We start from the raw sequence: 24,309 nt of genomic DNA on the forward strand, positions 1-24,309 counted from the left end.
GCGCCCCGGTCCGGTGGAAGAATCGCCGCATGAGCACCGACCGCCCCAGCCCCGAGCCTCGCAGCGCATACGCCTGCTTTGTCCCGGTCCCGACCCGCTGGATGGACAACGACATCTACGGCCATCTCAACAATGTCGTCTACTACAGCCTGTTCGACACGGCGGTGAACCGCTATCTCATCGAACAGGGCGCCCTGGATATCCACCAGGGCGAGGTCATCGGCCTGGTGGTGGAAACTCATTGCAACTTTTTCGCCTCTCTGGCCTTCCCGCAGCAGGTGGAGGCCGGTTTGCGGGTCGCCCACCGGGGACGGTCGAGTGTGCGTTACGACATCGGCCTGTTTGCGCAAGGCGAGCCGCTGTGCGCTGCCGCCGGCCATTTTGTGCATGTCTATGTGGACCGCGGCTCGCGCCGCCCGGTGGCGGCGCTGCCGCCGGCCTATCAACAGGCCTTGCGGCCGCTGGAGTGTTCATGAGTGTTCCGTCCTCTCTTCCGTCCTCTTTTGTGGCGCCCTCCCCGGACCAGACGGCGGCGGTGGAAGCCGCCATCCAGACCCGCCATTCCATGCGGGCCTTTCTTCCCACCCCGGTGCCACGTGAGCTGCTGGAGCGCATTCTGGAAGTGGCCGCCCGGGCACCCTCCGGCACCAACACGCAGCCCTGGCAGGTGCATGTGCTCACCGGCCAGGCCCGCGAGCGGCTGGTGCAGCGCCTGCAGGCGGCCTACAACAACCCGGAAGCACTGGCCACCCATGCCGAGGAATATGCCTACTACCCGCAGGAGTGGGTCTCGCCCTATATCGACCGCCGCCGCAAGGTGGGCTGGGATTTGTACGGGCTGCTGGGCATCACCAAGGGCGACAAGGACCGCATGCACGCCCAGCATGGCCGCAACTACCGCTTCTTTGATGCGCCCGTGGGACTGATGTTCACCATCGACCGGGTGATGCAGCAGGGCAGTTGGCTGGACTACGGCATGTTTTTGCAGAATGTGATGGTGGCGGCGCGGGCCCATGGCCTTCACACCTGCCCCCAGGCGGCCTTCACCCAATTCCACCGCCTGATCGCCGACGAGCTGAAGCTGGCACCCGAACAGATGCTGGTCTGCGGCATGGCCCTGGGTTATGCGGATCCCGAAGCCATCGAAAACACATTGGTCACCCAGCGGGAACCGGTCAGCGGATTTGTGCGCTTCCTCGATTGATGCGGCTCAAGCGGCGGCCCGTTGGCGGGCGATTGGTTGAGAATGGGCTTGAATGGCCGCCAGGTGCATCGAGCATTCTTCCAACCGCCCTGCGTCCCGATGGAGACCCGACATGAGCAAACCCCAGGTGCTGGTGGCCGTGAAGACCTTCAGCGATGTCGTCGACCGGCTTCGCCCCCACTTCGACGTCGAGACCCATGACACCGACCAGCCGCTGTCGCAGGAGGAGCTGATCCGCCGCCTGCAAGGCAAGGCCGGTGTCTACATCAGCGGCAGCAACAAGATCGACGCTGCGCTGCTGGCGGCCTGTCCGGACCTGCGGGCCATCTGCACCATGGCGGTGGGCTACAACAACATCGATGTTCCCGCCTGCACGGCCCGCAGCGTGCTGGTGAGCAATGCCCCGGATGTCCTCACCGAAACCACGGCGGACTTCGGTTTCGCGCTGATGATGGCCACGGCCCGCCGCATCACCGAAAGCGAGCAATTCCTGCGGCGCGGGGAATGGAAACACTGGTCGGTCACCCTGTTTGCGGGGGCCGACATCCATGGCGCCACCCTGGGCGTGCTGGGCATGGGGCGCATCGGTGCGGCCATTGCACGGCGCGGCCACCTGGGCTTTGGCATGCCCGTGCTTTATCACAACCGCAGCCGGTTGCCGGCGGCGCAGGAAGCGCCGCTGGGCGCGCAATGGGTGGAAAAGGACGAACTGCTGCGCCGGGCCGACCACCTGGTCATCGTCGTGCCCTACAGCCCGTCCTCGCATCACATGGTGGCCGAGCGCGAACTCGCACTGATGAAGCCGACGGCCACGCTCACCAACATCGCCCGAGGCGGCGTGGTGGACGATGCCGCCCTGGCGCGGGCGCTGCAGGCCGGCCAGCTGGCCGCTGCGGGCCTGGACGTGTTTGAAGGCGAACCCCAGGTGCATCCGGCGCTGCTGGCGTGTTCCAACGTTGTGCTGACGCCCCACATCGCCAGTGCCACCGTCGCCACCCGCCGCGCCATGAGCCATCTGGCAGTGGACAACCTGATTGCAGCGCTGACCGGCGGCACACCACCCACAGCGCTCAACCCCGAGGTGCTGAAGTCCTGAGCCGACACTGCTGACATGCGGTGGCTGCCAGACTGGCCGAGGCTGAGACAATCGACCCATGACGCTTGTTGACGCTTTGCTGATCGGCCTGGTGGCCTTGTCCCTCCTCACGCTGATCCTTCTGGTGCTGCTGTGGCGCCGCTCCACCGAGCCCGCGCTGGCACCTGAACCGGTCGGCCCTTTGATCCAGCAGTCCAGCGAACGGCTGGACCGGTCCCTGCGGGACGAACTGAACCGGGTGAACAGCGCCCTGCGGCAGGACACGCTGGCCACGCTGTCGCAATTCCAGCAGTCGCTGCTGACGCAGGGTGGCGATGTCGCCCGCACCCAGAACGAGCAGATCGACAGTTTCCGGGTGCAACTGGGCCATTTGCAGCAGTCGCTGGCCCAGCAGGCCGCCACGGCCCGGGAAGCCCAGGACACCGCTGCGGCCCGTCTGGGCAGCCTGCTCACCGAACAGCTCCAGGCTTTGGCCCAACGCAATGAAGCCGGCCTGGCCGAGACCCGCCGCACGGTGGAAGCTCGTCTGCAGAGCATCCAGCAGGACAATGAAAAGAAGCTGGAGCAGATGCGGGCCACCGTGGATGAAAAGCTTCATGCCACGCTGGAGCAGCGGCTGGGCGAAAGTTTCAAGCAGGTGGCCGAGCGGCTGGAGCAGGTCTATCGCGGCCTGGGAGAAATGCAGACGCTGGCCCGGGACGTGGGCTCACTCAACCGGGTGCTGACCAACGTCAAGACACGCGGCATCTTCGGCGAAGTGCAACTGGCCGGTTTGCTGGAGCAGGTGTTCACCCCCGAACAATATGCCTCCAACGTCGAAACGGTGCCCGGCACCGGCGCCCGTGTGGAATTCGCCCTGAAGCTGCCCGGTCAGCGTGATGACGGCCAGCCGCTGTGGCTGCCGATCGACGCGAAGTTTCCCCGGGAGGACTATGAGCGGCTGCTGGAAGCGCAGGAGCGCGCCGACGCGCCGGCCGCAGACCAGGCCGGCCGGGCCATCGAGACCCGCCTGCGGCTGGAGGCCAAGACCATCCGCGAGAAATACCTCGGCCCGCCCCACACCACCGACTTCGCCCTGCTGTTCCTGCCCACCGAGGGGCTTTATGCCGAAGCGCTCCGGCGCCCCGGCCTGACCGAATCCCTGCAGCGGGACTACAAGGTCATGCTGGTGGGCCCCACCACGCTGCTGGCGACCCTGTCCAGCCTGCAGATGGGCTTCCGCACCCTGGCGCTGGAAAAGCGCTCGGCCGAGGTCTGGGAAGTGCTGTCCGCCGTGAAGACGGAATTCGGCAAGTTTGGTGAAGTGCTGGCCAAGACCAAGAAGAAGCTGGAAGAAGCGAGCAACACCATTGATGCGGCGGAAGTGCGCACCCGTGCCATGACCCGTCGTCTCAAGACGGTGGAAGCCTTGCCGGACGACCAGATGTCCCGGGTGTTGCAACTCGGTCAGGCGGACGAGGAGGGCGCGGCCGGATGACGCCTGGGCCCGCCCCGCAGCCTGGGCCGTCGTCGAACCAACCTGGTGTGGACGGCGAGGCCGGTGTGCCCGGCCCTTCCGGCGTCAGCCGCGCCTTCCCGGCGGTGATTGCCACCCTGGTGGCGGTGCATGCCTGCATGGCGGTCACCCGGGTGACCGCCAGCCTCTGGGTGCTGGATCGCGGCTTCGGCGAATGGACCGTCGGACTGCTGCAAAGCCTGTTTGCGGTGGCCCCGGTGGGCCTGTCCCTGTGGGCCGGCCGACTGGCGGACCGGTTTGGTTTTCATCGTCCGGTGGGTGTTGGGGCCGTGATGGGCTTCGCCGGCGCGGTAGCGGCCTTGCTCGCTTCCTTGTTCCAGCTCCTGCCGCTGATGGCGCTGAGCTGCCTGCTGTGCGGCGGCGCGGTGGCGGTGGCCGCCGTGGCGATCCAGCGCGAAGCCGGGCTGATGGCGGCCGACGCCTCGCAACTGAAGCGGGTGTTCAGCTGGGTGGCCCTGGGGCCCGCGCTGTCCAATGCGGTGGCGCCGGTGGCGGCGGGGCTGCTGATGGATCATGCCGGCTTCAGTTCGGCATTTGCCTTGGGCGTGCTGCTGCCGGTCGCGGCCTGGGCCCTCGCGCTCCGCGTGCCGCGCCACACCCCCCCACCGTCGCGTTTGTCCGGTGGCAAACCGCTTCCGGCCTGGGACCTGCTGCGGGATCCGGCCCTGCGCCATCTGCTGGTCATCAACGTGGCCATGTCGGCCTGCTGGGATGCTCACAGCTTTGTGGTGCCGGTCATCGGCCATGCGAAGGCCTTGTCGGCCTCCGGCATCGGCCTGGTGCTGGGCAGCTTCGCGGCGGCCGCCACGCTGGTGCGGCTGGCCATCGTGCGCTGGGCTCACCGGCTGGATGAGATGAAGGCGCTGCGTTCGGCCATTACCGTCGCCATGGCGGTGCTGCTGATCTATGCCTGGTTGCCCGGCATGGTGGGGCTGATGGTGGGATCGGCCATTCTGGGCATGGCGCTGGGCTCGGTGCAGCCGATGGTGCTTGCCAAGCTGCATCAGGTCACCCCGCCCGACCGGCACGGTCAGGCGCTGGGCCTGAGAGGCCTGGCCAGCAACAGCGCCACGGTCGCCATGCCGATGGGCTTTGGCATGCTGGCCTCCGCCAGTGTCCCGTTTGCGCCGTTGTGGCTGATGGCGTCCATTTTGGTCGGCGCGCAATGGAGTGCGCGGCAGGTGAGCCCCTCCCTGCTGTCGGGCCCGCCGGATCAGAAATAGGCATTTGAATGCTTGCTCCCCGCATATGCGGGACCCGTGTCATTGCATTTGAAACACGGTTGCAGACAATGACCTGGGGATGGATTGGCATTGAATGCGAGCGTTGGGAAACGCGACATTGGCCACACGGAGCCTTTTTGTCCTTGTTGCTCTTTGGGCCCCATTGCAATGACACCGGGCGTTGAGGCGCTGGCCGAATAGTCTGATTTTTGTGCCGCTCCTGTCTCATTGACCGGCCATTCGGTCATCTCTCCCGCTTCTCTGTGGCACGCCTTTCAGGGGCTGTCACATTTGTGAACAAAAGACTTCTAAGGGATTTCCTTTCCTGTCAGGTCTTGCAGGTGGAGGTGCCAACTCTGTGAAGTCATTCCTACACTGCGTCACACGCCGTGAATGAATCCACAAACGGCGCGGTGTCGATCCAGGCTGCGCGTTGCAACCGGACGATGGGAATGGAAACCATGGAGATCATCAGCATGATGCGTTTGACCAAGCTCAGCCGTGCGCTTGCCCTGGGACTCTTTGCAGTTAGCTCCACCGCCTTTGCCGGCGTTCCTTCCGTCGATGTGAACAGTGCGCGTCAGGCGCAGCCCGAGCAGACGGACCGTCTGATCGTGAAGTACAAGGATGGCAGCGTGGCCGTGCAGCAAAAGCTGGGGGTGGCCGTGCAGGCGCATCCCGTGGCCAGCGATGCGCTGGGCACACGCACCCAGACCCTGCAACAGCTGGCCGCGCCCTGGGGCGCACGGGTCAGCCTGCTGCGCCAGACCGGTACCGGCGCCCACGTCTTCAAGCTGGACCGTGAGCTGAGCCTGACGCAACTGCGTGACCTCGCCACGCAGATCAAGGCGAACGACGCCAACGTGGAATATGTCGAGCCTGATCGCAAGATGTATGCGATGGCCACGCCCACCGACCCGAGCTACAGCAACCAGTGGGACCTGTTTGAAACCACCGGCGGTATCCGCGCTCCGGCGGCCTGGGACCAGGCCACCGGCACCGGTGTGGTGGTGGCGGTGATCGATACCGGTTACCGCCCCCATGCGGACCTGAGTGGCCAGTTTGCCGTCACCAGCGGCACGACCACGGTCGCGGGTTACGACTTCATCGCCGACACGGCCGTGTCGGTGGACGGCAATGGCCGAGACAACGATGCCCTGGACCCCGGTGACTATTACGCGGCCAATGCCTGCGGTTCCGGCGTTCCCGGCTCCAATTCCAGCTGGCACGGCACGCACGTGGCCGGCACGATCGCAGCCAAGGCCAACAACGGCCAGGGTATCGCGGGGATTGCCTACAACGCCAAGATCCTGCCGGTGCGGGTGCTGGGCAAGTGCGGCGGCTACACCTCCGACATTGCGGACGGCATCACCTGGGCTTCGGGCGGCACCGTGTCCGGGATTCCCGCCAACGCCAATCCGGCCAAGGTGCTGAATCTGTCGCTGGGCGGCAGCGGCAGCTGCGACACCACCACGCAGACGGCGGTGAACGGCGCCCGTTCCCGCGGGTCCAGCGTCATCGTCGCCGCCGGCAACTCGGCCGCCAATGCGGCCAACTACAGCCCGGCCAGTTGCTCCGGGGTGGTGACCGTGGCGGCGACCAACCGCAGCGGTGGCCGTGCCTCGTATTCCAACTACGGCTCCATCGTGGCGCTGGCCGCCCCAGGCGGGGACTCCGGCACCGGCAACGGCATCTACTCCACACTCAATGCCGGCACCACCACCCCGGGCGCCGACAGCTACGCCTACTACTCCGGCACCTCGATGGCCACGCCCCACGTGGCAGCCGTGGCGGCGCTGATGTATAGCGTGCAGCCTACAGCCACGCCGGACCAGATCACGGCCGCCCTCAAGAGCAGTGCCCGCGCCTTCCCGGCCACCTGCAGCCAGTGCGGCACCGGCATCCTGGACGCCAATGCCGCCATCACGGCCATCCTGAGTGGCACCGGCGGTGGCGGTGGCACAGCCATCTCCGAAACCACGGCCTCCAATGACACCCGTGCCACTGCACAAGTCATTGCCTCGCCGGGCGGCACGATCAGCGGCAGCCTGTCCACGACCACGGACACCGACTACTACGCGGTCTCCCTGCCCGCAGGGGCCACGCTGTCGGCCTCGCTGCCCAATGCCAGCGGCGTGGATTACGACCTCTATCTCTACAGCAGCACCGGCAGCACCCTGAAGTCCAGCACGCTGAGCGCAGGCAATACCGACAGCTTCACCTATTCCAACACCACCACGGCCGCAATCACCGTCTATGTACGGGTGGCCTACTACAGCGGCGGAGCAGGCACTTATGCACTGACGCTTGGGTGGTGATGGCCCTTCTTGCCAATCACCTCGCTTGGTAAGCCGGGTGCCCTGGGCCCGAACGGGGCACCTGTTGATTCCCGCCGACGCGAGTCGGCGGGTTTTTTTTCGTCCGCCCGCTACACTCGTCCCCTTATTGCATTACTGAACAGCGTCCGACCGCCGCTGCTCCGCCACGTCCATGGCCGGCCTCGACTCTTCCTCCCCGCTTCCCACCGACATCGTCGTCCACCAGCAGTCCAAGGTGCTGGAGCTGGCGTTTACGGACGGTGCGCGTTTTCGTATCCCCTTCGAGCTGATGCGCGTCTGCAGCCCCTCGGCGGAAGTGCAGGGCCATGGCCCCGGCCAGGAAGTGCTGCAGACCGGCAAACGCGACGTGCAGATCGTTGCGGTGCAGCAGGTCGGTCACTACGCCTTGCAGCCGCTGTTCTCCGACGGCCATGAAAGCGGCCTGTTCACCTGGGCCTATCTCTATCAGCTGGGGCGGGACCAGGATCAACTGATGCGCGACTATGAAGCGCGCCTGGCCGCCGCCGGCCTGGACCGTGACGCGCCCATGCCCGAGAAGAGCGGCCACGGCTGCAGCAGCCACTGATCTCCCCAGCACATTTCCAGCAGGATCCGCCATGAGCTCCACCCACTTCGGTTTCGAGACCGTTGACGAAACCCAGAAGGCCCGCCGTGTGCGCGGCGTTTTCGATTCGGTCGCGTCGCGCTACGACGTGATGAACGACCTGATGTCCATGGGCCTGCACCGCGCCTGGAAGGCCTACACCGTGGCCGTGGCCAACCTCAAGGCTGGCGACAAGGTGCTGGACATTGCCGGTGGCACCGGTGACCTGGCCCGCGCATTCGCCAAGAAGGTGGGCGAGCGCGGCATGGTGGTGCATACCGACATCAACGAGGCGATGTTGCGCACCGGTCGCGAGCGTCTGCTGGATGAAGGTCTGGTGTTGCCCACCAACCTGTGCGACGCCGAGGCGCTGCCCTACAAGGACAACACCTTCGACCTCGTCTCGGTGGCCTTCGGCCTGCGCAACATGACCCACAAGGACAAGGCCCTGGCCGAAATGTGCCGCGTGCTGCGTCCGGGGGGCCGCCTGCTGGTGCTGGAGTTCTCGCGCGTGGCCGAGCCGCTGCGCAAGCCCTACGACTGGTATTCGTTCAAGGTGCTGCCGCGCCTGGGCCAGCTCATCGCCGGTGATGCGGACAGCTACCGCTACCTGGCCGAGTCCATTCGCATGCACCCGGCCCAGGCCGAGCTCAAGGCCCTGATGAAGACGGCAGGGTTCGGGCATGTGGACGTCCACAACCTGACCGGCGGCGTGGTCGCCTTGCATGTCGGTATCAAATGCTGATGGCTTGTCGCAGTCGTAAATAAACGCGACTGCTGTTTCCTGGCGCGGGAGCGCCAGCAAGCGCCCACCACCGGTCGGCGCCATCCCCCAGAAGGCGGTCCCCGACGACATTTCGGGCGCTGTGCAACCCCCGTTCTTCCTCTTGCCCGCTCGGGCCCCCCTCGATCAAGGGGGCCTTTGGCTGGTACCCGGCGGGGGCGGGAGTCATTCTTGCTATGGACCCACCTAGTCTCGGGAGTGAGGGGGTCCGATCCGCATGGAATCAGGGTTTTCCGTCATGGCGCACGGCTACACTCGCCGCTCACGTGAGAGCGTGGGTCGCCCCGTGAGGGTCGCCGGGACTTGCATAACAACGAGAGTCGAAGCCATGAACTTGAAGAGAAAGCGGTTCAACTGCAACGGATTTCGGATGGCGGGCCTGACGGCCGCCACCGTGGTGGCGATCGGGCTCGCCGCCTGTGGCGGCGGCAGTGGCGCAAAGGCATCGCAGACCGCTGCGAAGGTGAACAAGGAAGAGATTACCGTTCATCAGATCAACTATGTTCTGCAGCGTCAGCCCAATCTGAAGAAGGAGCAGGTGGAGCCGGCTTCGCGCCAGATTCTGGAGCGTCTGATTGATCAGGAATTGCTGGTGCAAAAGGCCCAGGACCTGAAGCTCGATCGGGACCCCCGCGTGGTGCAACAGATCGAAACCGCCAAGCGCGAAATCATCGCGCGGGCCTATGCTGAACGCATCGGTGAAAAGGCGGCCAAGCCGACCGATGCGGACATCAGCAAATACTTCAATGAGAACCCGGCACTCTTTACCGAACGCCGTGTCTACAACGTCCAGGAACTGAACATCGAGGTCAAGCCGGAGCAGGTGGCGGATGTCCGCGCCCGTCTGGAAGAGGCCAAGACCCTGACCGACTTTGTGGAGTACCTCAAGAGCAGCGACATCAAGTTCGTGGGCACGCAATCGGTGCGTGCCGCCGAACAGGTGGCGGCCAACAGCCTGCGGGTGCTGTCCCAGATGAAGGATGGCCAGCACTTCGCGGCCCCCACGCCCAACGGGTTGATGGTGATCTATCTGGCGGGGTCGCGTCTGCAACCGGTCACGCTGGAGCAGGCGCGTCCGGCCATCGAGAGCTTCCTGCTGGGCCAGCGCCGCATGGAGCTGATTTCGCGCGATGTGAAGACCATGCGCGAGAACGCCAAGATTGAATACGTGGGCAAGTTCGCCGAAGCCGCCGCTTCGTCGCCGACGCCCACGCCGGCGCTGACGCCAGACCCCGTCACCGAGCCGGCCTCCAGCGCCACGGGCTTGGACCACAACAGCATTTCGAAGGGCTTGGGTATCAAATGAGCAAGATCCAGACGCGCAATTTCCTGAAGCCCCTGGCCGTCGGCACCCTGGCGGTGCTGCTGTCGGTGAGCGCCCTGGCGCAGACGGGCGGCGCCGGCCGCGTGGCGCCGGCCTCACCCGCCACAGTGCAACCGGCGCCGGTGGGCCTGGTCTCGGGCGCCACGGCGGAATACCGCCTCGGTTCCGGTGATGCCATCCGCATCAGCGTCTTCCAGAACCCGGACATGACCCTGGAGACCCGGGTGTCTGAAGCCGGCACCATTTCCTTCCCGCTGCTGGGCACGGTGCGCGTGGGGGGGCTGTCCATCAGCGAAGCCGAGAACCGCATTGCCGAAGGCCTGCGCAAGGGCAACTTCGTCAAGCAGCCGCAGGTCAGCATCCTGGTGATGAAGGTCACCGGCAACCAGGCCAGCGTGCTGGGCGCGGTGAACCAGCCGGGCCGGTATCCGCTGGAACTGGCCGACACCCGCCTGACCGACCTGCTGGCCAACGCCCGCGGCGTGGCCGCCTCGGGCGGTGACCTGCTGGTGGTGTCCGGCCAGCGCGGCGGCAAGCCCTTCCGCATGGAAGTGGACCTGCCCACGCTGTTCGGCCCGAATGGCCGCGAACAGGACATCATCATCCAGAACGGCGATGTGCTGTGGGTGGACCGCTTCCCTCTGGTCTACATCTATGGTGAAGTTCAGAAACCGGGGCAGATCCGCCTGGAGCGCGGCATGACGCTGCTGCAGGGCCTGGCCGCAGGGGGCGGCTTGACGCTGCGCGGCACCGACCGTGGCATCCGTGTGCACCGCAAGGGGCCGGACGGCAAGGTGCAGGAACTGAAGCCCGCCATGGATGAAGCGCTGAAGGACGGCGACGTCATCTTCGTGCGCGAAAGCCTGTTCTGATTCGGTGACCCGGCGAAGGAGTGAGTCGTGACGCCCAGCAAGTTGATTTCCATCATCCGGGCTCGTTGGTCGCTGGTGCTGTTGGTGGTGGTTCTGACCACGCTGACCGCGCTCGGCGTCAGCCTGTCGATGAAGCCGAAGTATGTGGCCGCTGCGTCGGTGCTCATCGACGCCAAGCCTGATCCGATTTCGGCGCTGATCTATCCCGGCCTGGCTTCGCCGTCCTACATGAACACCCAGGTGGACGTGATTGCCAGCGATCGTGTGGCGCTGCGGGTGGTGAAGGACATGAAGCTGGCCGACAACCCGGACGTGCGCCAGCAATGGATGGCGGCCACCAACGGGCAGGGCACCATCGAGCAGTGGCTGGCGGCCGGCCTGCGCGGCAACATGGAGGTCAAGCCCTCCAAAGAAAGCAACGTGCTGGAGGTGAGCTACAAGTCACCGCAGGCGGATACCGCTGCGCTGCTGGCCAATGCCTTTGTCCGGGCCTATGTGGGCACCACGCTGGAACTGCGTGTGGACCCGGCCCGTCAGTACGCCGGTTATTTCGAGCAGCAGTCCAAGGCCGCATTGGACAAGCTGGAGTCCGCCAAGACCAAGCTCTCCGCCTATGAGCGCGAGCACGGCATCCTGGCCACCGATGAGCGCATGGATATTGAAAGCAGCCGGCTCTCCGAGCTGTCCTCGCAGCTGGTGGCCGTGCAGTCGGTGACCGCCGAGTCCAACAGCCGCCAGGGCGCCGCCGCCCGAGGCAGCGACACGCTGCCGGACGTGCTGGCCAACCCGGTGGTGTCGTCGCTCAAGGGTGAACTGAGCCGTTCGGAAGCACGGCTGCAGGAACTCAGCACCCGATATGGGGACGCCCACCCGCAGGTGATCGAAGCCAAGGCGTCGGTGGCGGATCTGCGCGCCAAGATGGCGACGGAAATCCGCCGTGTCACCGGTGCCGTCGGTGTCACCAACACCATCAACCGCCAGCGGGAATCGGACATCCGCAACGCCCTGGAAGCCCAACGCCAGAAGGTGATGAAGCTCAAGGAAGCGCGTGACGAAGCCGCCGGCCTGATCCGTGAAGTCGACAGCGCCCAGCGCGCCTACGACAGCATCGCCGCCCGCCTGACCCAGACCAATCTGGAAAGCCAGAGCACGCAGAGCAATGTGAGCATCCTCACCGAGGCCACCGCACCTCTGCGGCCAGCCTCGCCCCGTGTTGGCCTGAACACCGCCCTGGCCTTTGTGGCCGGCCTGGTGCTGGCCATCGGCATGGCGCTGCTGCTGGAAATGCGTGACCGCAAGATCCGCGATGCCGACGACGTCATGGCCTTGCTGCAGATTCCGATGCTGGGTGTGCTGCCGGCGCCCAACAAGCGGCCCCACAAGGCACTGCCGGCGGCTGAACGCCGCCTGCTGGGCCATGCCACCAGCAGAGGAGCGGCTTGATGTCTGACCTGAAGGAACCCCTCCACTACGCCTCCAGCAAACCCGTGGACGCCCAGACGACCAAACCCAGCGCCGGCCTGCATGACCGGTCCATCGGCGCGATCATTGCCGAAACCCGCAACCTCAGCGCCGATCAGGTGGAACGCGTGCTGCAGTACCAGCGCGAGCGCGGCATCCGCTTCGGCGAAGCTGCCGTGGCACTGGGGTATGCAAATGCGGAAGATGTGCTGGAAGCGCTGTCCAAGCAGTTCCACTATCCCTACGCCGCCAGCGAGCGCAAGACCCGCAGCCCGGAGCTGGTGGCCCTGAACCAGCCGTTTTCGTCCCAGGCGGAAGTCTTCCGCGGCATCCGCAGCCAGATCATGATGCGGCTGTACCGGGAAGGGGAGCCGCGCCGGGCGCTGGCCGTCATCAGCCCGGACACCATGGACGGCAAGAGCTACTTCACCGCCAACCTGGCCGTCACGCTGGCGCAACTGGGTGGCCGTACGCTGCTGGTGGATGCGGACCTGCGCCGCCCCCGCCAGCATGAGATTTTTGACGTCACCAACCAGGCCGGTTTGTCGTCGATCCTGTCGGGACGCAGCGAACCTCGTGTCATCCAGCAGGTCGAGGGCATGAACAGCCTGTTCGTGCTGCCGGTGGGCGCGGTGCCGCCCAACCCGGTGGAACTGCTGGAACGTCCGGCCTTCGGCATGCTGATGCGTGAGCTGGCCGGCAAGTTCGACCATGTGGTGGTGGACACCTCCGCCGCCCTGTATGGCGCGGACGCCTCCATCGTGGCATCCCGCTGCGGCGCGGCGCTGGTGCTGGCCCGTCAGGACCGCTCGCGTGTGCTGGCCCTGCAGGAACTCACCGACAGCCTGGACGGTATCAACACCACGCTGTTGGGCACCGTCATGAACCAGTACTGATCAAGGGCCGGAGAGCCGCAACGCTTGCCGAGGGGCCTCACCCGTGGGGGGCGGTCCGGTCTTGTCGCCTTTGCAGGGATTCCAGTGAAAGTCATGTCGCGTAATGTCCTCCCCGGCGACCCGGGCCGGTTGGTGCTCCGGTTCGGGCCGTTCTGGGCTGCCAATCGCCTGGTGCTGGTGCTGCTGGCCCTGGGGCTGGCGGCCATGTATGTCCCCACCATCGTGGACTTCATGCACGGCCCCTGGCGCGGTGACCGCAACAGCCACGGGCCGATCGTGATGGCGCTGTCGGCCTGGTACTTCTACTTCCAGACCCGCCGTCTGGCGCAGCAGGGGGAGCGCTTCGAGCCGCGGCCCGCACCGGTGCTGGGCTGGCTGGTGCTGCTGAGCGGTGCGGCGCTGTATGTGCTGGGACGTTCGCAATCCCTGGCGCTGCTGGAAATGGGTTCGCTGCTGCCGGTGCTGCTGGGTGTCGCCCTGCTGCTGCTCGGGCCGGCCATTGCCAAGCGCTACTGGTTTGCGTTTTTCCTGCTGCTGTTTGCGGTGCCGCTGCCCGCGTCCATCGTGGACGTGATCACCCAGCCGATGAAGCTGGCGGCGTCCTGGGGCGCGGAACAGCTGATGTACCACCTGGGCTATCCGGTGGCGCGGTCGGGCGTGATCCTGCAGATCGGTTCTTATCAACTGATGGTGGCCGATGCCTGCGCCGGCCTGAATTCCCTGTTCACGCTGGAAGCGCTTGGCCTGCTCTACATGAATGTGGTGCGCCATGAATCGGTGTTCCGCAACTTCACGCTGGCCGTGCTGATCGTGCCGATCTCCTTTTCGTCCAACGTGATCCGCATCCTGATCCTGGCCTTGCTCACCTACTACTTCGGCGACGACGTGGGGCAGGGCTTCATGCACGAGTTCTCGGGCATGGCGCTGTTCCTGACGGCGCTGATGCTGATCGTGCTCACGGACAGCCTGCTGCGCGTGCTGTCGCAGCGGGTGGAACGCCTGCGTGGCAAGGAGGCCGCATGAACACGTCCAGCGCTCATCTGCCCGGTCCGGCCGCGCGCGTGCCGCATCTGTCGCTGTACTCGGCCCTCATGGGCCTGGTGGTGATGGTGGCGGCTGCCGCCTGCGCCTGGCTGGCCACGCCCCGTCTGCAGGCCATCAGTGCCGCTCCCAGCCTGGACGCCACCGTGCCCAAGGCCTTTGGCGACTGGCGTGTGGTGGCGGACGCCACCACCCAGGTGGATGTGTCGCAGGGTGTGGAGACGGTGCAGGAGCAGCCTTATGACCAGACGGTCATGCGCACCTATGCCAACAGCCGTGGCGACCAGATCATGGTGGCCCTGGCCTGGGGCGAACGCCAGCGCCAGGATGTGAAGGTGCACCGGCCGGAGGTCTGTTACCCCGCCCAGGGGTTTGCCATCCGCCAGATTGGCGACGGCCCTGCCATCAGCACCAGCGGCCGCGCGTCGCCGGTGCCCACGACACAGATCCTCACCGAGGCCCGGGGCGGCGGTTTCGAGGCGGTTCGTTACTGGATCCGCATCGGCAACAGGTATGGTGGCGATGGTCTGCAGGCCCGCTGGTACATCCTCCAGGAAGGCTTCCAAGGCCGCATTCCGGATGGTGTGCTGGTGCGTGTGTCGCAGCGCCTGTCGCGCGAGGATGCGGCACCGGCCTCGCAGGCCTTGATGGAAGCCTTCCTGCAGGAGATGGTGGCGGCGGTGCCGGCAGGCTCGCGCGGCCTGCTGGTGCGCTGAGGCCGGCCGGGACAGACGGATGGACGGAACGACGGGCAGTGACGGGAAGCGACGGGAAGTGAAGGATCTCTCTTTGCGTTGGTGGAACAACGGCCTGCGGATGTGGCGCAGCCTGATGTTCGGCATGGACGGCGCGGGCTTCCTGGGTCTGGTCGGCCTCAGCGTGGGCGCCGTGGGCATCGGGTGGGCCAGCGTGATGATCGGCGGCGTGGCCGGCGACAAGCCCGTGATGCTGGCGGTGATGCCGCTGGTGCTGCTCACGGCCTTCCTGTTCATCTACAGCCGCGAAGCCTTCCTGATCGTCGTGCTGCTGATCCGCGCCGGGGCCAACCCGATCTTCGAGCAGGCCCGCATGGCGGCGGTGGGCGGCCTGGGCGGGCTGCTCAATGCGCTGGTCATCCTGCTGGCGGCGCTCATCATTTCGCGGGACCCCAAGCGGATTCCCAAGGCCGCCTGGTGGGTGTGGGGGCCGTTGCTGGCCATGCAGGCCATCGGCTTGGTGTATTCGCCGGAGAAGGTCGCGGCCATCCGGCTCTACCTCGGTTACCTGTCGGTGGTGGCGCTGTTTCTGGTGAGCTTCTATCTGGTCCAGGACGAATTCGACTTCAACAAGATGCTGAAGATCATCACCTGGTCTTCGGTACCCGTGGCCCTGGTCAGCCTGGCCTACATCGCCATGGGTCGCACCGCCGGCGGCGGTGATGCGCTGGAGAACTCCGGGCTGCGTTATGGGGGGCCGTTTCCGCATGCCAACATCCTGGCCTTCTACCTGGTGATGTCGCTGGGGGTGCTGTTCTATCGCTGGAAGAGCCGGCAGATCGGCCAGACCGTGTTCACGGCCGCCGTGGTGGTGGGCTACATGCTGCTGCTGCTGGGCCTGCTCTACACCACCAAGACCCGCAGTGCCTGGATCTCGGTGCTTTTCATCTTTGCGATGTATGGGCTGGTGAAGGAGCGGCGGTATCTGCTCTATCTCGTGATGATGGGGGCGGCCGGTTTCCTGGCGCTGCCGGAGTTGCGAGAGCGGGTGATGGGCCTGACCGAAGGCAATGAGGTGGTGCAGTACGCCAAGCTCAACTCATTTGCCTGGCGCAAGCTGCTCTGGACCGATGCGCTGGCGTGGATGTCGCCCACCCGCTACCTGATGGGCTATGGGGCCGAGTCGTTTTTTGCCTTGTCTCCCACCTTCTTCTCGATGGCAGGGCCGGCCAAGTGGGGTGCCCACAGCGCGGTGGTGCAGACCTTCTTTGAACTCGGTGCGCTGGGCCTGGGGGCCTACCTGTGGCTGTACTACAGCACGGCCCGCATGATCCGCAGGCTGTTTGCGGTGAAGCCGCTGCTGGCGCTGATCGGCATGTGCCTGCTGGTGGCCAACTTCATGGTGTCCAGCTCGGACAACATGTTCGCTTATCTGATCTACAACTGGTACTTCTGGTTCTGCATGGGCTGCTTGTGTTCACTGGCCATGCGCCTGGTGCCGGATGGGGCGCTGGAAGGCCGCTATCGACGCACCTGGGGCATCCGCCCCAGCCCGCAGGCGCGAGCCCGGGGGGAGGCGTCCGCCGCAGCAGAACGGTCCATGAGTGCCACCGCCTGGCTGAACACCGTGCCCATGGGGCTCACAGCCACCGCAGGCAACTCCTCCGCCATCACCGGCTCGGGCAGCCTGAAGGGCCCTGGCCGTGGTGGCCCGCGAGGCCCCGGACGGGGGCCCGGCAAAGCGGGCGGACGAGGGACGGATGGGCGCCCGCCCGATGGCCCCCCCGATCGCCCCCCCGGAGTACCCGGTCGATGAGCGCGCCCGACGCGTCGGCTACCGGCTCCCACACGCCTTCGGAGCGTTCACCGGTCCTCGATGGAGTGCGCGCGGTCAGCATCCTGGCGGTGCTGTGGACGCACCTGATGCCGTTCCGGGTGGCGGGCGTGCCGCTGAATGAATCGCTGGGCCTGTTCGGCATGGCCCTGTTTTTCATCCTGTCCGGCTACCTCATCACCGGGCAGTTGCTGAAGCGGCCTCCCGTCACCAACTTCCTGGCCCGTCGCCTGCTGCGGGTCGTGCCGGCCGCCTGGATCGCCTTGACGGTGGTGTGGTGGTTCCGCCCGGTGGACCTGGACACCGCGCTCAGCTATTTGTTCTTCTATGCCAACCTGCCGCCGCAGCGTTTGGTGCCGCCGATCGACCATTTCTGGAGCCTGTGTGTCGAAGTGCAGTTCTACATGCTGGCCGGGCTGATGCTGTGGCTGCGGGTGCGCGCCATCTGGTGGCTGTTCCCGGTGCTGCTGCTGACCTTCACCGGCCTGCGTATCTCCCACGAGATCACTGCCTCCAGCGTGACCTGGTTCCGCGCCGACGACCTGCTGGCCGGTGCCTGCCTCGCGCTGCTGGTGCATTCGCGCTTTTGGCCGATGGCGCGGGACCTGCTGGCCCGCCGGGGCGTGGTGCCTTCGTTGCTACTGTTACTCCTTGCAGGTAGCTTCATTGGCCATGAGGTGCACAATCCTCTCACCTACCTGCGTCCTTATGCAGCGGCTGCATTTGTGGGTTCGCTTTTGGCGCAACCGCGGCATCGGCTTTCCATGGCTTTGGGAGCACCCGTATTTGCCTATATTGCTTCAATTTCCTATGCACTTTATGTGTGGCACTTGCCCCTGGCGGCCACCTGGCTGGGAAGCGGCGATGACCTCTGGACCAAGTATCTGAAGCGGCCGCTGTTGTTGCTGGTGGTCTTCGGTATTGCGCACGTCTCCACCTTCCAGGTGGAGCGGCGTTTCAACGAGCTGGCCAAGCGTGTCGGGGCAGGGCGCGGTCGGCGGTTGAAGGAGGTCTGACCATGACGTCAACATCGCTGTCATCGCTGTTTGCCTGGGCTTCACGCCCATGCCCTGCATCCCCGGTTTGCCCTGAAACGGTGGCGGGTCATGCTGCCCTGAAGCGGCGAAGCCGGAGACGGGCTTCCGTCCTGGCGGCTGGTGCGCTCGCCGGAGCCTTGTGTGTCGCAGACCTCGGTCTCATGCCCGAGGCCTGGGCCCAGACGAATCTGCCGGCCCGCACCTTCGGGACCTTTGATACGCCCTTTGCCGCGTTCTCCCCCTGGTACATGCTGCCGGTGGCGCCGGTGCTGGGCAGCTTCGCCATCCCCACGTCGACCTACTACCCCACCGTCGCGGAGGGCACCTGGTCCACGGGCGTATTCAAAGCGTTGTCCACCGACCCTGGCGTCACCGTGTATCCGCCCACCGGCAATACCAATGGCATCTGGGATCCCGATGCGGAGGCCTACCGCGCCACCGTGGTGATTCCGCGCTGGCCGGCCAATGTGGTGCCAGCCTCTGGCTCCGACGGGCATGCGGACATCATCGACGAGGCCATGGGCATCGTGCATTCGTTCTTCCAGCTCAAGCTGGAGAATGGCACCTGGCGGGCCGGCCAGTACGCCTGGGCACCGCTGGCCGGGCGCGGCTTCGGTGAGGGCGGTCACTACTACCAGGGCGCGCGCGCGGTGGGGGTGCCCGCCATCGGCGGGGTGATCCGCAAGGCGGAGGTGGATGATGGGCTGGCGTATTACCGTCATGCGCTGGCCATGTCGCTCACCTACAACGCGCTGAGTGCCGCCACCACCTATGTCTATCCGGCCACGTCGGCCGACAGCAATGCCGCCACCACCAACAGCGGCAACATCCCCGAAGGCGCGCTGCTGATGCTGCCGCCCACTTTCGACACGTCCACCATCACCAACCTCAAGCTGCGCAAGGTGGCCGAGACGCTCAAGCGCTACGGGGCTTATGTGGTGGACCGCAACACCGGCACCCCGTTTGTCATCTACGCCGAAAACGGCAGCAACTTCAACCTGATGCCCAACGGCTGGGACAACACCACCGCCAACGAGCTTCAGGCCATCCGGGCCGAGTTGCGGCAGGTGGTGAGTGTCTCGAGCTGGCTGGACGGCAATGGTGCCTCCATCGTGCCCGAGCAGCGCTTGAACATCCTGTCGCTGCGGGGCCAGTGGTATTTGCAGCGCAGTTCACCGCTGGGCACGTTCGACACCTGGAAACAGGCGGTGGTGTTTCCCAGCAACGCGGTGGATGTCATGCAGGTGAACTACAGCCTGCGCACCATCAGCAACGTTGCCTGGGCCAAGCCGGTGGCGGGCACGCCCTACAAGCTGACATCCCGTTGCAGCGGCGGCGGCCGGCTGCGTCTGGCGCTCTATGACAACAGCGGCACCAAGCTGTATGACAGCGGCGAACTGGCGGATGGCGCCGTGGCCAGCTTCAACTGGCCGGCCAACTACGGCCGGGTGGCGGTCTACGCCTACAGCGGCAATGCCGGCACCGTGTCCACCGTTGGGGGCAGCCTGATCTCTGACGCTCCTCTGAACTCGCTTTCCGGAAAGATCCTGATGAAATGACCCAAGGGCATGCGGACATCGACTGGTTGGCCGACCTGGCGCGTTGCGGCGACACACGCGCCTGGCGGCGCGAACAATCGCTCTGGGCCTTGTGGGTCTACCGCTTCGGACGGCGGGTGGACGCGATGCCCGAGGGTTTGGGCCGCCGCTGGCGGACCAAGGCCTACTGGCTGATGTTCCGGGTGGTGGAAACCGTCACCGGCATCAGCCTGCCCAAGGAATGCCGCATTGGCCCGGGATTGCGCATCTGGCATTTCGGCGGCATTTTCATCAACCCGGCCACGGTCATCGGCGCCCACTGCACCTTGCGACAAGGTGTGACGCTGGGTAACCGTGAGCCGGATGGCCCCTGCCCGGTGCTGGAAGACGGCGTTGAGCTGGGCGCCTATGCCCAGGTGCTGGGGGGCGTGCGGCTGGGGGCGGGTTGCCGCATCGGCGCGATGGCCGTGGTGTTGCAAAACGTGCCGGCCGGAGCGACCGCCGTGGGCAACCCGGCACGAATCCTGCCCTTGCCGTCAGCCAGCGCCCAAGAGGCCGGCAATGGCACCGCCGTGGTGCCGACGCCGGCGATGCCGGGGGCGGCGGCACCGGTGCCGGATGCCGCCATCACCACATCGTCGGCGTCGGTCGGCGATTAAGAAGAAACCGGGGTGGCCACCCGCATGGCCTGTGGCGACTGGCGGCATAACGGGCCGGCAGTGCGCTGGATCGAGCGAAGTACGGAAGGGAAGCCAGACATGACGATGCAGTGGGATCGACGCCAATGGTGCGGCGCCAGCCTGGGGCTGGTGGCCGGCGCAGTGGCGCCAGGCTTCGCGTCCGCACAGGCGGATCGACCGTCGGACAAGCAGGGTGACAAGCAAGATAAGCGCCCTGGTCGTGGTGGCGACCGTCCTGGTGAGGGGCCCTTCGGCACGGCGGAACGTCCGTTCTCGGCGCAGTCGCCGTGGAACTGCCGCCCGGTGGATCCGGTGCTGGATGGGTGGACGATTCCCAAGGACGCCTATTTCCCCGCCATCGAAAGCGGCAAGTATTCGGTTGGCGTGTTCCTGTGCAGCCCGGACGACAAGCCGCAGCGTGTGCTGGGCCCGCTCAACCAGAAGGGCGTCTGGGACCCGGATGCCGAAGCCATGGTGCCGGAGGTGCTGATTCCGCGCTGGCCTGCCGGCGTGTTGCCGGCCAGCGGGTCGGACGGGCACGCGGACCTGGTGGATCCGCAGGCGGGCATCATCCATTCGTTCTTCCAGCTCAAGAAGGTGGGCGACGAATGGCGGGCCCAGCAATATGCCTGGACCCGGCTGGATGGCCGCGGCTGGGGCGACCCGGCCCACTACTTCCAGGGCGCCCGCGCGGCGGCGGTGCCCACCATGGGCGGCCTGATCCGCAGCCATGAAATCGAGGACGGTGACAGTGTCTACCGCCATGCGCTGGCGCTCTCTCTCACCTTCTCCGGCCTGAGTCCGGCGCCGGGCTACATCTTCCCGGCGACTTCGGCCGACCGAGGGGTGGAGCAGAACAAGGGCCAGATTCCCGAAGGCGCGCTGCTGATGCTGCCGCCGGATTTCGAGATCCGCTCCCTGGGCGACCTGAGCATGCGCAAGATCGGCGAGACGCTCAAGCGGTATGGCGGCTATGTGGTGGACCGCAATCACGGCACGCCGTTCTGCATCTACGCCGAGATCGGCGCGCGCTTCCCGATCGTGCTCAAGAACGGCTGGAACAGCCAGGTGGGCAATGATCTGGAACGCCTGCGTGGTGCGCTGCGCCAGGTGAAATCGGTCAAGGGCTGGCTGGACGGCCATGACCGTCCGGTGGACCTGGACGCGCCGCAGAACCTGCTGTCCATGCGCGGCGATTGGCGCGTGGTGAAGGGCCATGCCCGCGCGCATTTCGACACCTGGCGCCAGGCGGTGGTGTTTGAAGAAGCCCGCGATGCGGTGCTGGCGGTGGAAGGCAACCGCCAGTTGAGCGGGGTGTACTGGGCCCGGCCCAAGGCCGGCCAGGCCTGCAAGCTCACCGCCCGCTGCTCCGGAGACGCCCGCCTGCGGGTGGAGCTCAAGGACAAAGGCGGACGCACGGTGGCGGACAGCGGCGAACTGGACAACGGCAAGAGCGCCAGCTTCGACTGGCCCGACGGTGTGGTGGCGGCGCGGACCTCGGTGCGTGCGTCCGGCAACGGCACCGCCAGTGCCGACCTGCGGGTGGTGGCGGCCGCATGAACAGCACACCCCTGACTCCGGCGGTGGCCATGATCAAGGTGACCAAGGTCATCGACCCGGCGCCCGAAGCGCCCGCACCATCCCGCCCTGGCCCGGCAACCCCCGGTTCCACCCCGTCAGGGCTGTCTGGCGCCGACCCCATCGGTCGGGGCGGTTCCGAGCCCGACGGGCGGCCCCCCGTGCCATCCCCGGTGTCCCCTGTTCCCTCTAGGAGTTCTGTGAAGGTCGCGTATCTCGTCAACCACTATCCCAAGGTGAGCCACACCTTCATCCGCCGGGAGATCCTGGCGCTGGAGAAACATGGCGTGCCGGTGCAGCGGCTGGCCGTGCGCGGATGGGACGACCCGGCCCCGGACCCGCAGGACCAGGCCGAAAAGGCCCGCACGCAATACCTGCTGCAGGGCGGCGCCTCCGCGCTGGCCGGAGCGTTCTTCGGCGAGGCCGTGCGCGCGCCCGGGCGTTTCCTGAATGCCTTGCGCCTGGCGCTGCGCATCGGCCTGCGGGCCGACCGGCCCTGGCCGCTGCATCTGGTGTACCTCGCGGAAGCGTGTGTGGCGCTGCGCATGTTGCGGGAGGCCGGCGCCACCCATGTGCATGCGCACTTCGGCACCAACTCGGCCGAGGTGGCGATGCTGGTGGAGGCCCTGGGCGGCCCCGGCTACAGCTTCACCGTGCACGGGCCGGAAGAATTCGACAAACCCGAGTTCCTGCACCTGGGCGAGAAGATCCGCCGGGCGCGGTTCGTGGTGGCCATCACCTCGTTCTGCCGCAGCCAGCTCTATCGCTGGGTGGACCGGCAGCACTGGAACAAGGTGCGGGTGGTGCATTGCGGCCTGGAGCCGGCCTTCCATCAGGTGCAGATCGCGCCGCCCACGGGCCGCCGGCTGGTGTGCGTGGGGCGCCTGTCCGAGCAGAAGGGCCATCTGCTGTTGATCGAAGCCGCCGCGCTGGTGGCCGCCCAGGAGCCGGACTTTGAGCTGGTCCTGGCCGGTGACGGTGAATTGCGCCGCGACATCGAAGAACGCATTCGTGCGCACCAGCTGGAGAAGCATGTGCGCATCACCGGCTGGATCAGCAGCGACCAGGTGCGCCAGGAGCTGCTGGAGGCCCGCGCCCTGGTGCTGGCCAGCTTTGCCGAAGGCCTGCCGGTGGTGGTGATGGAAGCCATGGCCCTGGGCCGTCCGGTGGTGAGCACCGGCATTGCCGGCATTCCCGAACTGGTACTGCCGGACGAGAATGGCTGGCTGGTGCCGGCGGGTGACGCACCGGCCTTGGCGACGGCCATGCTGGCCTGCCTGCGCACGGATGACGCAACGCTGACCCGCATGGGCCAGGCGGCACGCCAGCGGGTGCTGATGCGCCACGATGTGGATGTGGAGGCCGAGCGTCTGGCCGATCTCTTCCAGGAGTACGTCCATGCTTGAACTGCTGCAGGGCTTGCCCTGGTTGCTGGTGCTGTTGCTGAGCCTGCTGCTGGCGGTGCCGGCGCTGCTGCTGCTGGCACAGGTGGTGCTGGCCCTGCTGCCGGACCGAGAGCTCAAGGACCATCCGCGGCCGGAGCGCATTGCGGTGGTGATGCCGGCTCACAATGAGGGCCGGGGCCTGCGGCCGACGCTGATGCAGGCGCTGGCCCAGCTGGGCCCCCAGGACCGCATCCTGGTGGTGGCGGACAACTGCACCGATGACACGGCTGCGCAGGCGCGTGACTTCGATGTGACGGTGGTGGAACGCACCCACGACACCGAGCGGGGCAAAGGCTTTGCCCTGGACTTTGGGGTGCGCCATCTGGAGGCCCTGGCCATCCAGGAAGGCCAGGCGCCGGATGTGGTGGTGATCCTCGATGCCGATTGCGAGCTGGGGCCGCGCCTGCTGCCGCGCATTGCGTCGGTGGCGCAGGCCACCGGCCGGCCGGTGCAGGCCACCTACCTGATGCATGCGGCCAATGACGGCCTCAAGGCCCGAATCGCCGAATTCGCCATGCGGGTGAAGAACCTGGTGCGCCCGCGTGGCATGCATCAACTGGGGCTGCCTTGCGGCCTCTACGGCACCGGCATGGCCTTCCCCTGGGCAGTGGCCGTGCAGGCCCCCCTGGCCAGCGGGCATCTGGCGGAAGACATGCAGCTGGGCGTGCGCCTGGCCCAACTGGGGGCGCCGCCGCTGCTGTGCGAAGACGCCCTGGTGACCAGCACCTTCGCCAAGAGCCAGGAAGGCGCGGCCAGCCAGCGCACCCGCTGGGAACATGGTCATCTGGCCATGCTGGTGAGTGAGGGCCCGGGTCTGCTGTGGCGGTCGATGCGGCCCGGCCGCGGCGCCCAACTGCTGCAGGTGCTGGACATGCTGGTGCCACCGCTCACGCTGCTGGCGCTGCTGCAGGTGGCCTGGCTGCTGGTGACGCTGGTGCTGGCTACCGTGCTGGGCTGGTGGTTGCCGCTGGTGGTGGCGGTGCTCAGCCTGCTGATGCTGACGGCGGCGATTGTCATCGCCCAGCAACGTTGGGCGGATGACATCCTGAGCCTGTCCGAATTGGCCGGAGCACCGCTGCTCCTGCTGGCCAAGGTGCCCCTCTATCTGCGCTTTGTCTTCAAGCGCCAGGTGGAGTGGGTGCGGACCAAACGAGACCTGTGAT

21 protein-coding genes are annotated in these 24,309 nt (G+C 66.4%); all 21 read left to right on the forward strand.

Annotated elements, in window-relative coordinates:
* The first annotated feature begins 29 nt into the window (after positions 1 to 29).
* The 21 genes from OU995_RS10700 (at position 30) to OU995_RS10800 (ending at position 24,308) form a co-directional block, all read left to right on the forward strand.
* Complete coding sequence (locus OU995_RS10700; RefSeq protein ID WP_267835516.1) at positions 30 to 476, forward strand: acyl-CoA thioesterase; 447 nt, start codon at positions 30 to 32, stop codon at positions 474 to 476.
* A complete protein-coding gene (locus OU995_RS10705; protein WP_267835517.1) occupies positions 473 to 1,204 on the forward strand; it encodes a nitroreductase in 732 nt (243 codons plus the stop codon). The genes OU995_RS10700 and OU995_RS10705 overlap by 4 nt, the downstream gene beginning before the upstream one ends.
* Before the next feature lie 112 nt (positions 1,205 to 1,316).
* Positions 1,317 to 2,300, forward strand: a complete 984-nt coding sequence (locus OU995_RS10710) for a 2-hydroxyacid dehydrogenase (RefSeq protein WP_267835518.1) — start codon at positions 1,317 to 1,319, stop codon at positions 2,298 to 2,300.
* A gap of 58 nt (positions 2,301 to 2,358) precedes the next feature.
* Positions 2,359 to 3,777, forward strand: a complete 1,419-nt coding sequence (rmuC, locus tag OU995_RS10715) for a DNA recombination protein RmuC (RefSeq protein ID WP_267835519.1) — start codon at positions 2,359 to 2,361, stop codon at positions 3,775 to 3,777.
* Complete coding sequence (locus OU995_RS10720) at positions 3,774 to 5,039, forward strand: MFS transporter (protein ID WP_267835520.1); 1,266 nt, start codon at positions 3,774 to 3,776, stop codon at positions 5,037 to 5,039. The genes rmuC and OU995_RS10720 overlap by 4 nt, the downstream gene beginning before the upstream one ends.
* Before the next feature lie 476 nt (positions 5,040 to 5,515).
* On the forward strand, positions 5,516 to 7,357 hold the full coding sequence (locus OU995_RS10725) for a S8 family peptidase (protein WP_267835521.1): 1,842 nt from the start codon (positions 5,516 to 5,518) through the stop codon (positions 7,355 to 7,357).
* A gap of 172 nt (positions 7,358 to 7,529) precedes the next feature.
* Positions 7,530 to 7,943, forward strand: coding sequence for a DUF971 domain-containing protein (locus tag OU995_RS10730; RefSeq protein WP_267835522.1), 414 nt, complete (start codon positions 7,530 to 7,532; stop codon positions 7,941 to 7,943).
* A gap of 31 nt (positions 7,944 to 7,974) precedes the next feature.
* Positions 7,975 to 8,706 (forward strand): bifunctional demethylmenaquinone methyltransferase/2-methoxy-6-polyprenyl-1,4-benzoquinol methylase UbiE, encoded by a 732-nt coding sequence (gene ubiE / locus OU995_RS10735; RefSeq protein WP_267835523.1) that lies wholly within the window; start codon positions 7,975 to 7,977, stop codon positions 8,704 to 8,706.
* Between the two features lie 367 nt (positions 8,707 to 9,073).
* Positions 9,074 to 10,051 carry an EpsD family peptidyl-prolyl cis-trans isomerase gene (locus OU995_RS10740; RefSeq protein WP_267835524.1) on the forward strand — a complete coding sequence of 326 codons (978 nt, stop codon included), beginning with the start codon at positions 9,074 to 9,076 and terminating at the stop codon, positions 10,049 to 10,051.
* Positions 10,048 to 10,941, forward strand: a complete 894-nt coding sequence (gene epsE, locus OU995_RS10745; RefSeq protein ID WP_267835525.1) for a polysaccharide export protein EpsE — start codon at positions 10,048 to 10,050, stop codon at positions 10,939 to 10,941. The genes OU995_RS10740 and epsE overlap by 4 nt, the downstream gene beginning before the upstream one ends.
* Positions 10,942 to 10,968: 27 nt before the next feature.
* Positions 10,969 to 12,384: a chain length determinant protein EpsF gene (gene epsF / locus OU995_RS10750; RefSeq protein ID WP_267835526.1), complete on the forward strand. Its 1,416-nt coding sequence runs from the start codon at positions 10,969 to 10,971 to the stop codon at positions 12,382 to 12,384.
* Positions 12,384 to 13,298 (forward strand): polysaccharide biosynthesis tyrosine autokinase, encoded by a 915-nt coding sequence (locus OU995_RS10755; protein WP_267835527.1) that lies wholly within the window; start codon positions 12,384 to 12,386, stop codon positions 13,296 to 13,298. The genes epsF and OU995_RS10755 overlap by 1 nt, the downstream gene beginning before the upstream one ends.
* Before the next feature lie 93 nt (positions 13,299 to 13,391).
* Complete coding sequence (xrtB, locus tag OU995_RS10760) at positions 13,392 to 14,321, forward strand: exosortase B (RefSeq protein ID WP_267835528.1); 930 nt, start codon at positions 13,392 to 13,394, stop codon at positions 14,319 to 14,321.
* Positions 14,318 to 15,055 carry an exosortase C-terminal domain/associated protein EpsI gene (locus tag OU995_RS10765; RefSeq protein WP_267835529.1) on the forward strand — a complete coding sequence of 246 codons (738 nt, stop codon included), beginning with the start codon at positions 14,318 to 14,320 and terminating at the stop codon, positions 15,053 to 15,055. Before xrtB ends, OU995_RS10765 begins: the two co-directional genes overlap by 4 nt.
* A gap of 73 nt (positions 15,056 to 15,128) precedes the next feature.
* A complete protein-coding gene (locus tag OU995_RS10770) occupies positions 15,129 to 16,850 on the forward strand; it encodes an O-antigen ligase family protein (RefSeq protein WP_267835530.1) in 1,722 nt (573 codons plus the stop codon).
* Entirely contained in the window at positions 16,847 to 17,884 is a 1,038-nt protein-coding gene (locus tag OU995_RS10775) for an acyltransferase family protein (RefSeq protein WP_267835531.1), read from the forward strand. The genes OU995_RS10770 and OU995_RS10775 overlap by 4 nt, the downstream gene beginning before the upstream one ends.
* A gap of 182 nt (positions 17,885 to 18,066) precedes the next feature.
* Entirely contained in the window at positions 18,067 to 19,464 is a 1,398-nt protein-coding gene (locus OU995_RS10780; protein WP_267835532.1) for an Atrophin-1 multi-domain protein, read from the forward strand.
* The gene (locus OU995_RS10785; RefSeq protein WP_324288734.1) at positions 19,461 to 20,102 is read left to right on the forward strand and encodes a serine acetyltransferase; all 642 of its coding nucleotides are present in this window, start codon (positions 19,461 to 19,463) and stop codon (positions 20,100 to 20,102) included. The genes OU995_RS10780 and OU995_RS10785 overlap by 4 nt, the downstream gene beginning before the upstream one ends.
* Before the next feature lie 99 nt (positions 20,103 to 20,201).
* Entirely contained in the window at positions 20,202 to 21,683 is a 1,482-nt protein-coding gene (locus tag OU995_RS10790) for an Atrophin-1 multi-domain protein (protein WP_267835533.1), read from the forward strand.
* Positions 21,684 to 21,901: 218 nt separating this feature from the next.
* Positions 21,902 to 23,107 carry a glycosyltransferase family 4 protein gene (locus OU995_RS10795; RefSeq protein ID WP_267835534.1) on the forward strand — a complete coding sequence of 402 codons (1,206 nt, stop codon included), beginning with the start codon at positions 21,902 to 21,904 and terminating at the stop codon, positions 23,105 to 23,107.
* Positions 23,100 to 24,308, forward strand: a complete 1,209-nt coding sequence (locus OU995_RS10800) for a glycosyltransferase family 2 protein (protein WP_267835535.1) — start codon at positions 23,100 to 23,102, stop codon at positions 24,306 to 24,308. Before OU995_RS10795 ends, OU995_RS10800 begins: the two co-directional genes overlap by 8 nt.
* The last annotated feature ends 1 nt before the right edge of the window (position 24,309 follow it).

Source organism: Roseateles sp. SL47 (assembly GCF_026625885.1).
GTDB lineage: Bacteria > Pseudomonadota > Gammaproteobacteria > Burkholderiales > Burkholderiaceae_C > Roseateles.

Coding starts and splice junctions, on each gene's coding strand:
- OU995_RS10700 (WP_267835516.1), top strand. CDS start 30: ATGAGCACCGACCGCCCCAGCCCCGAGCCTCGCAGCGCATACGCCTGC.
- OU995_RS10705 (WP_267835517.1), top strand. CDS start 473: ATGAGTGTTCCGTCCTCTCTTCCGTCCTCTTTTGTGGCGCCCTCCCCG.
- OU995_RS10710 (WP_267835518.1), top strand. CDS start 1,317: ATGAGCAAACCCCAGGTGCTGGTGGCCGTGAAGACCTTCAGCGATGTC.
- rmuC (WP_267835519.1), top strand. CDS start 2,359: ATGACGCTTGTTGACGCTTTGCTGATCGGCCTGGTGGCCTTGTCCCTC.
- OU995_RS10720 (WP_267835520.1), top strand. CDS start 3,774: ATGACGCCTGGGCCCGCCCCGCAGCCTGGGCCGTCGTCGAACCAACCT.
- OU995_RS10725 (WP_267835521.1), top strand. CDS start 5,516: ATGATGCGTTTGACCAAGCTCAGCCGTGCGCTTGCCCTGGGACTCTTT.
- OU995_RS10730 (WP_267835522.1), top strand. CDS start 7,530: ATGGCCGGCCTCGACTCTTCCTCCCCGCTTCCCACCGACATCGTCGTC.
- ubiE (WP_267835523.1), top strand. CDS start 7,975: ATGAGCTCCACCCACTTCGGTTTCGAGACCGTTGACGAAACCCAGAAG.
- OU995_RS10740 (WP_267835524.1), top strand. CDS start 9,074: ATGAACTTGAAGAGAAAGCGGTTCAACTGCAACGGATTTCGGATGGCG.
- epsE (WP_267835525.1), top strand. CDS start 10,048: ATGAGCAAGATCCAGACGCGCAATTTCCTGAAGCCCCTGGCCGTCGGC.
- OU995_RS10755 (WP_267835527.1), top strand. CDS start 12,384: ATGTCTGACCTGAAGGAACCCCTCCACTACGCCTCCAGCAAACCCGTG.
- xrtB (WP_267835528.1), top strand. CDS start 13,392: ATGTCGCGTAATGTCCTCCCCGGCGACCCGGGCCGGTTGGTGCTCCGG.
- OU995_RS10765 (WP_267835529.1), top strand. CDS start 14,318: ATGAACACGTCCAGCGCTCATCTGCCCGGTCCGGCCGCGCGCGTGCCG.
- OU995_RS10775 (WP_267835531.1), top strand. CDS start 16,847: ATGAGCGCGCCCGACGCGTCGGCTACCGGCTCCCACACGCCTTCGGAG.
- OU995_RS10780 (WP_267835532.1), top strand. CDS start 18,067: ATGCCCGAGGCCTGGGCCCAGACGAATCTGCCGGCCCGCACCTTCGGG.
- OU995_RS10785 (WP_324288734.1), top strand. CDS start 19,461: ATGACCCAAGGGCATGCGGACATCGACTGGTTGGCCGACCTGGCGCGT.
- OU995_RS10790 (WP_267835533.1), top strand. CDS start 20,202: ATGACGATGCAGTGGGATCGACGCCAATGGTGCGGCGCCAGCCTGGGG.
- OU995_RS10800 (WP_267835535.1), top strand. CDS start 23,100: ATGCTTGAACTGCTGCAGGGCTTGCCCTGGTTGCTGGTGCTGTTGCTG.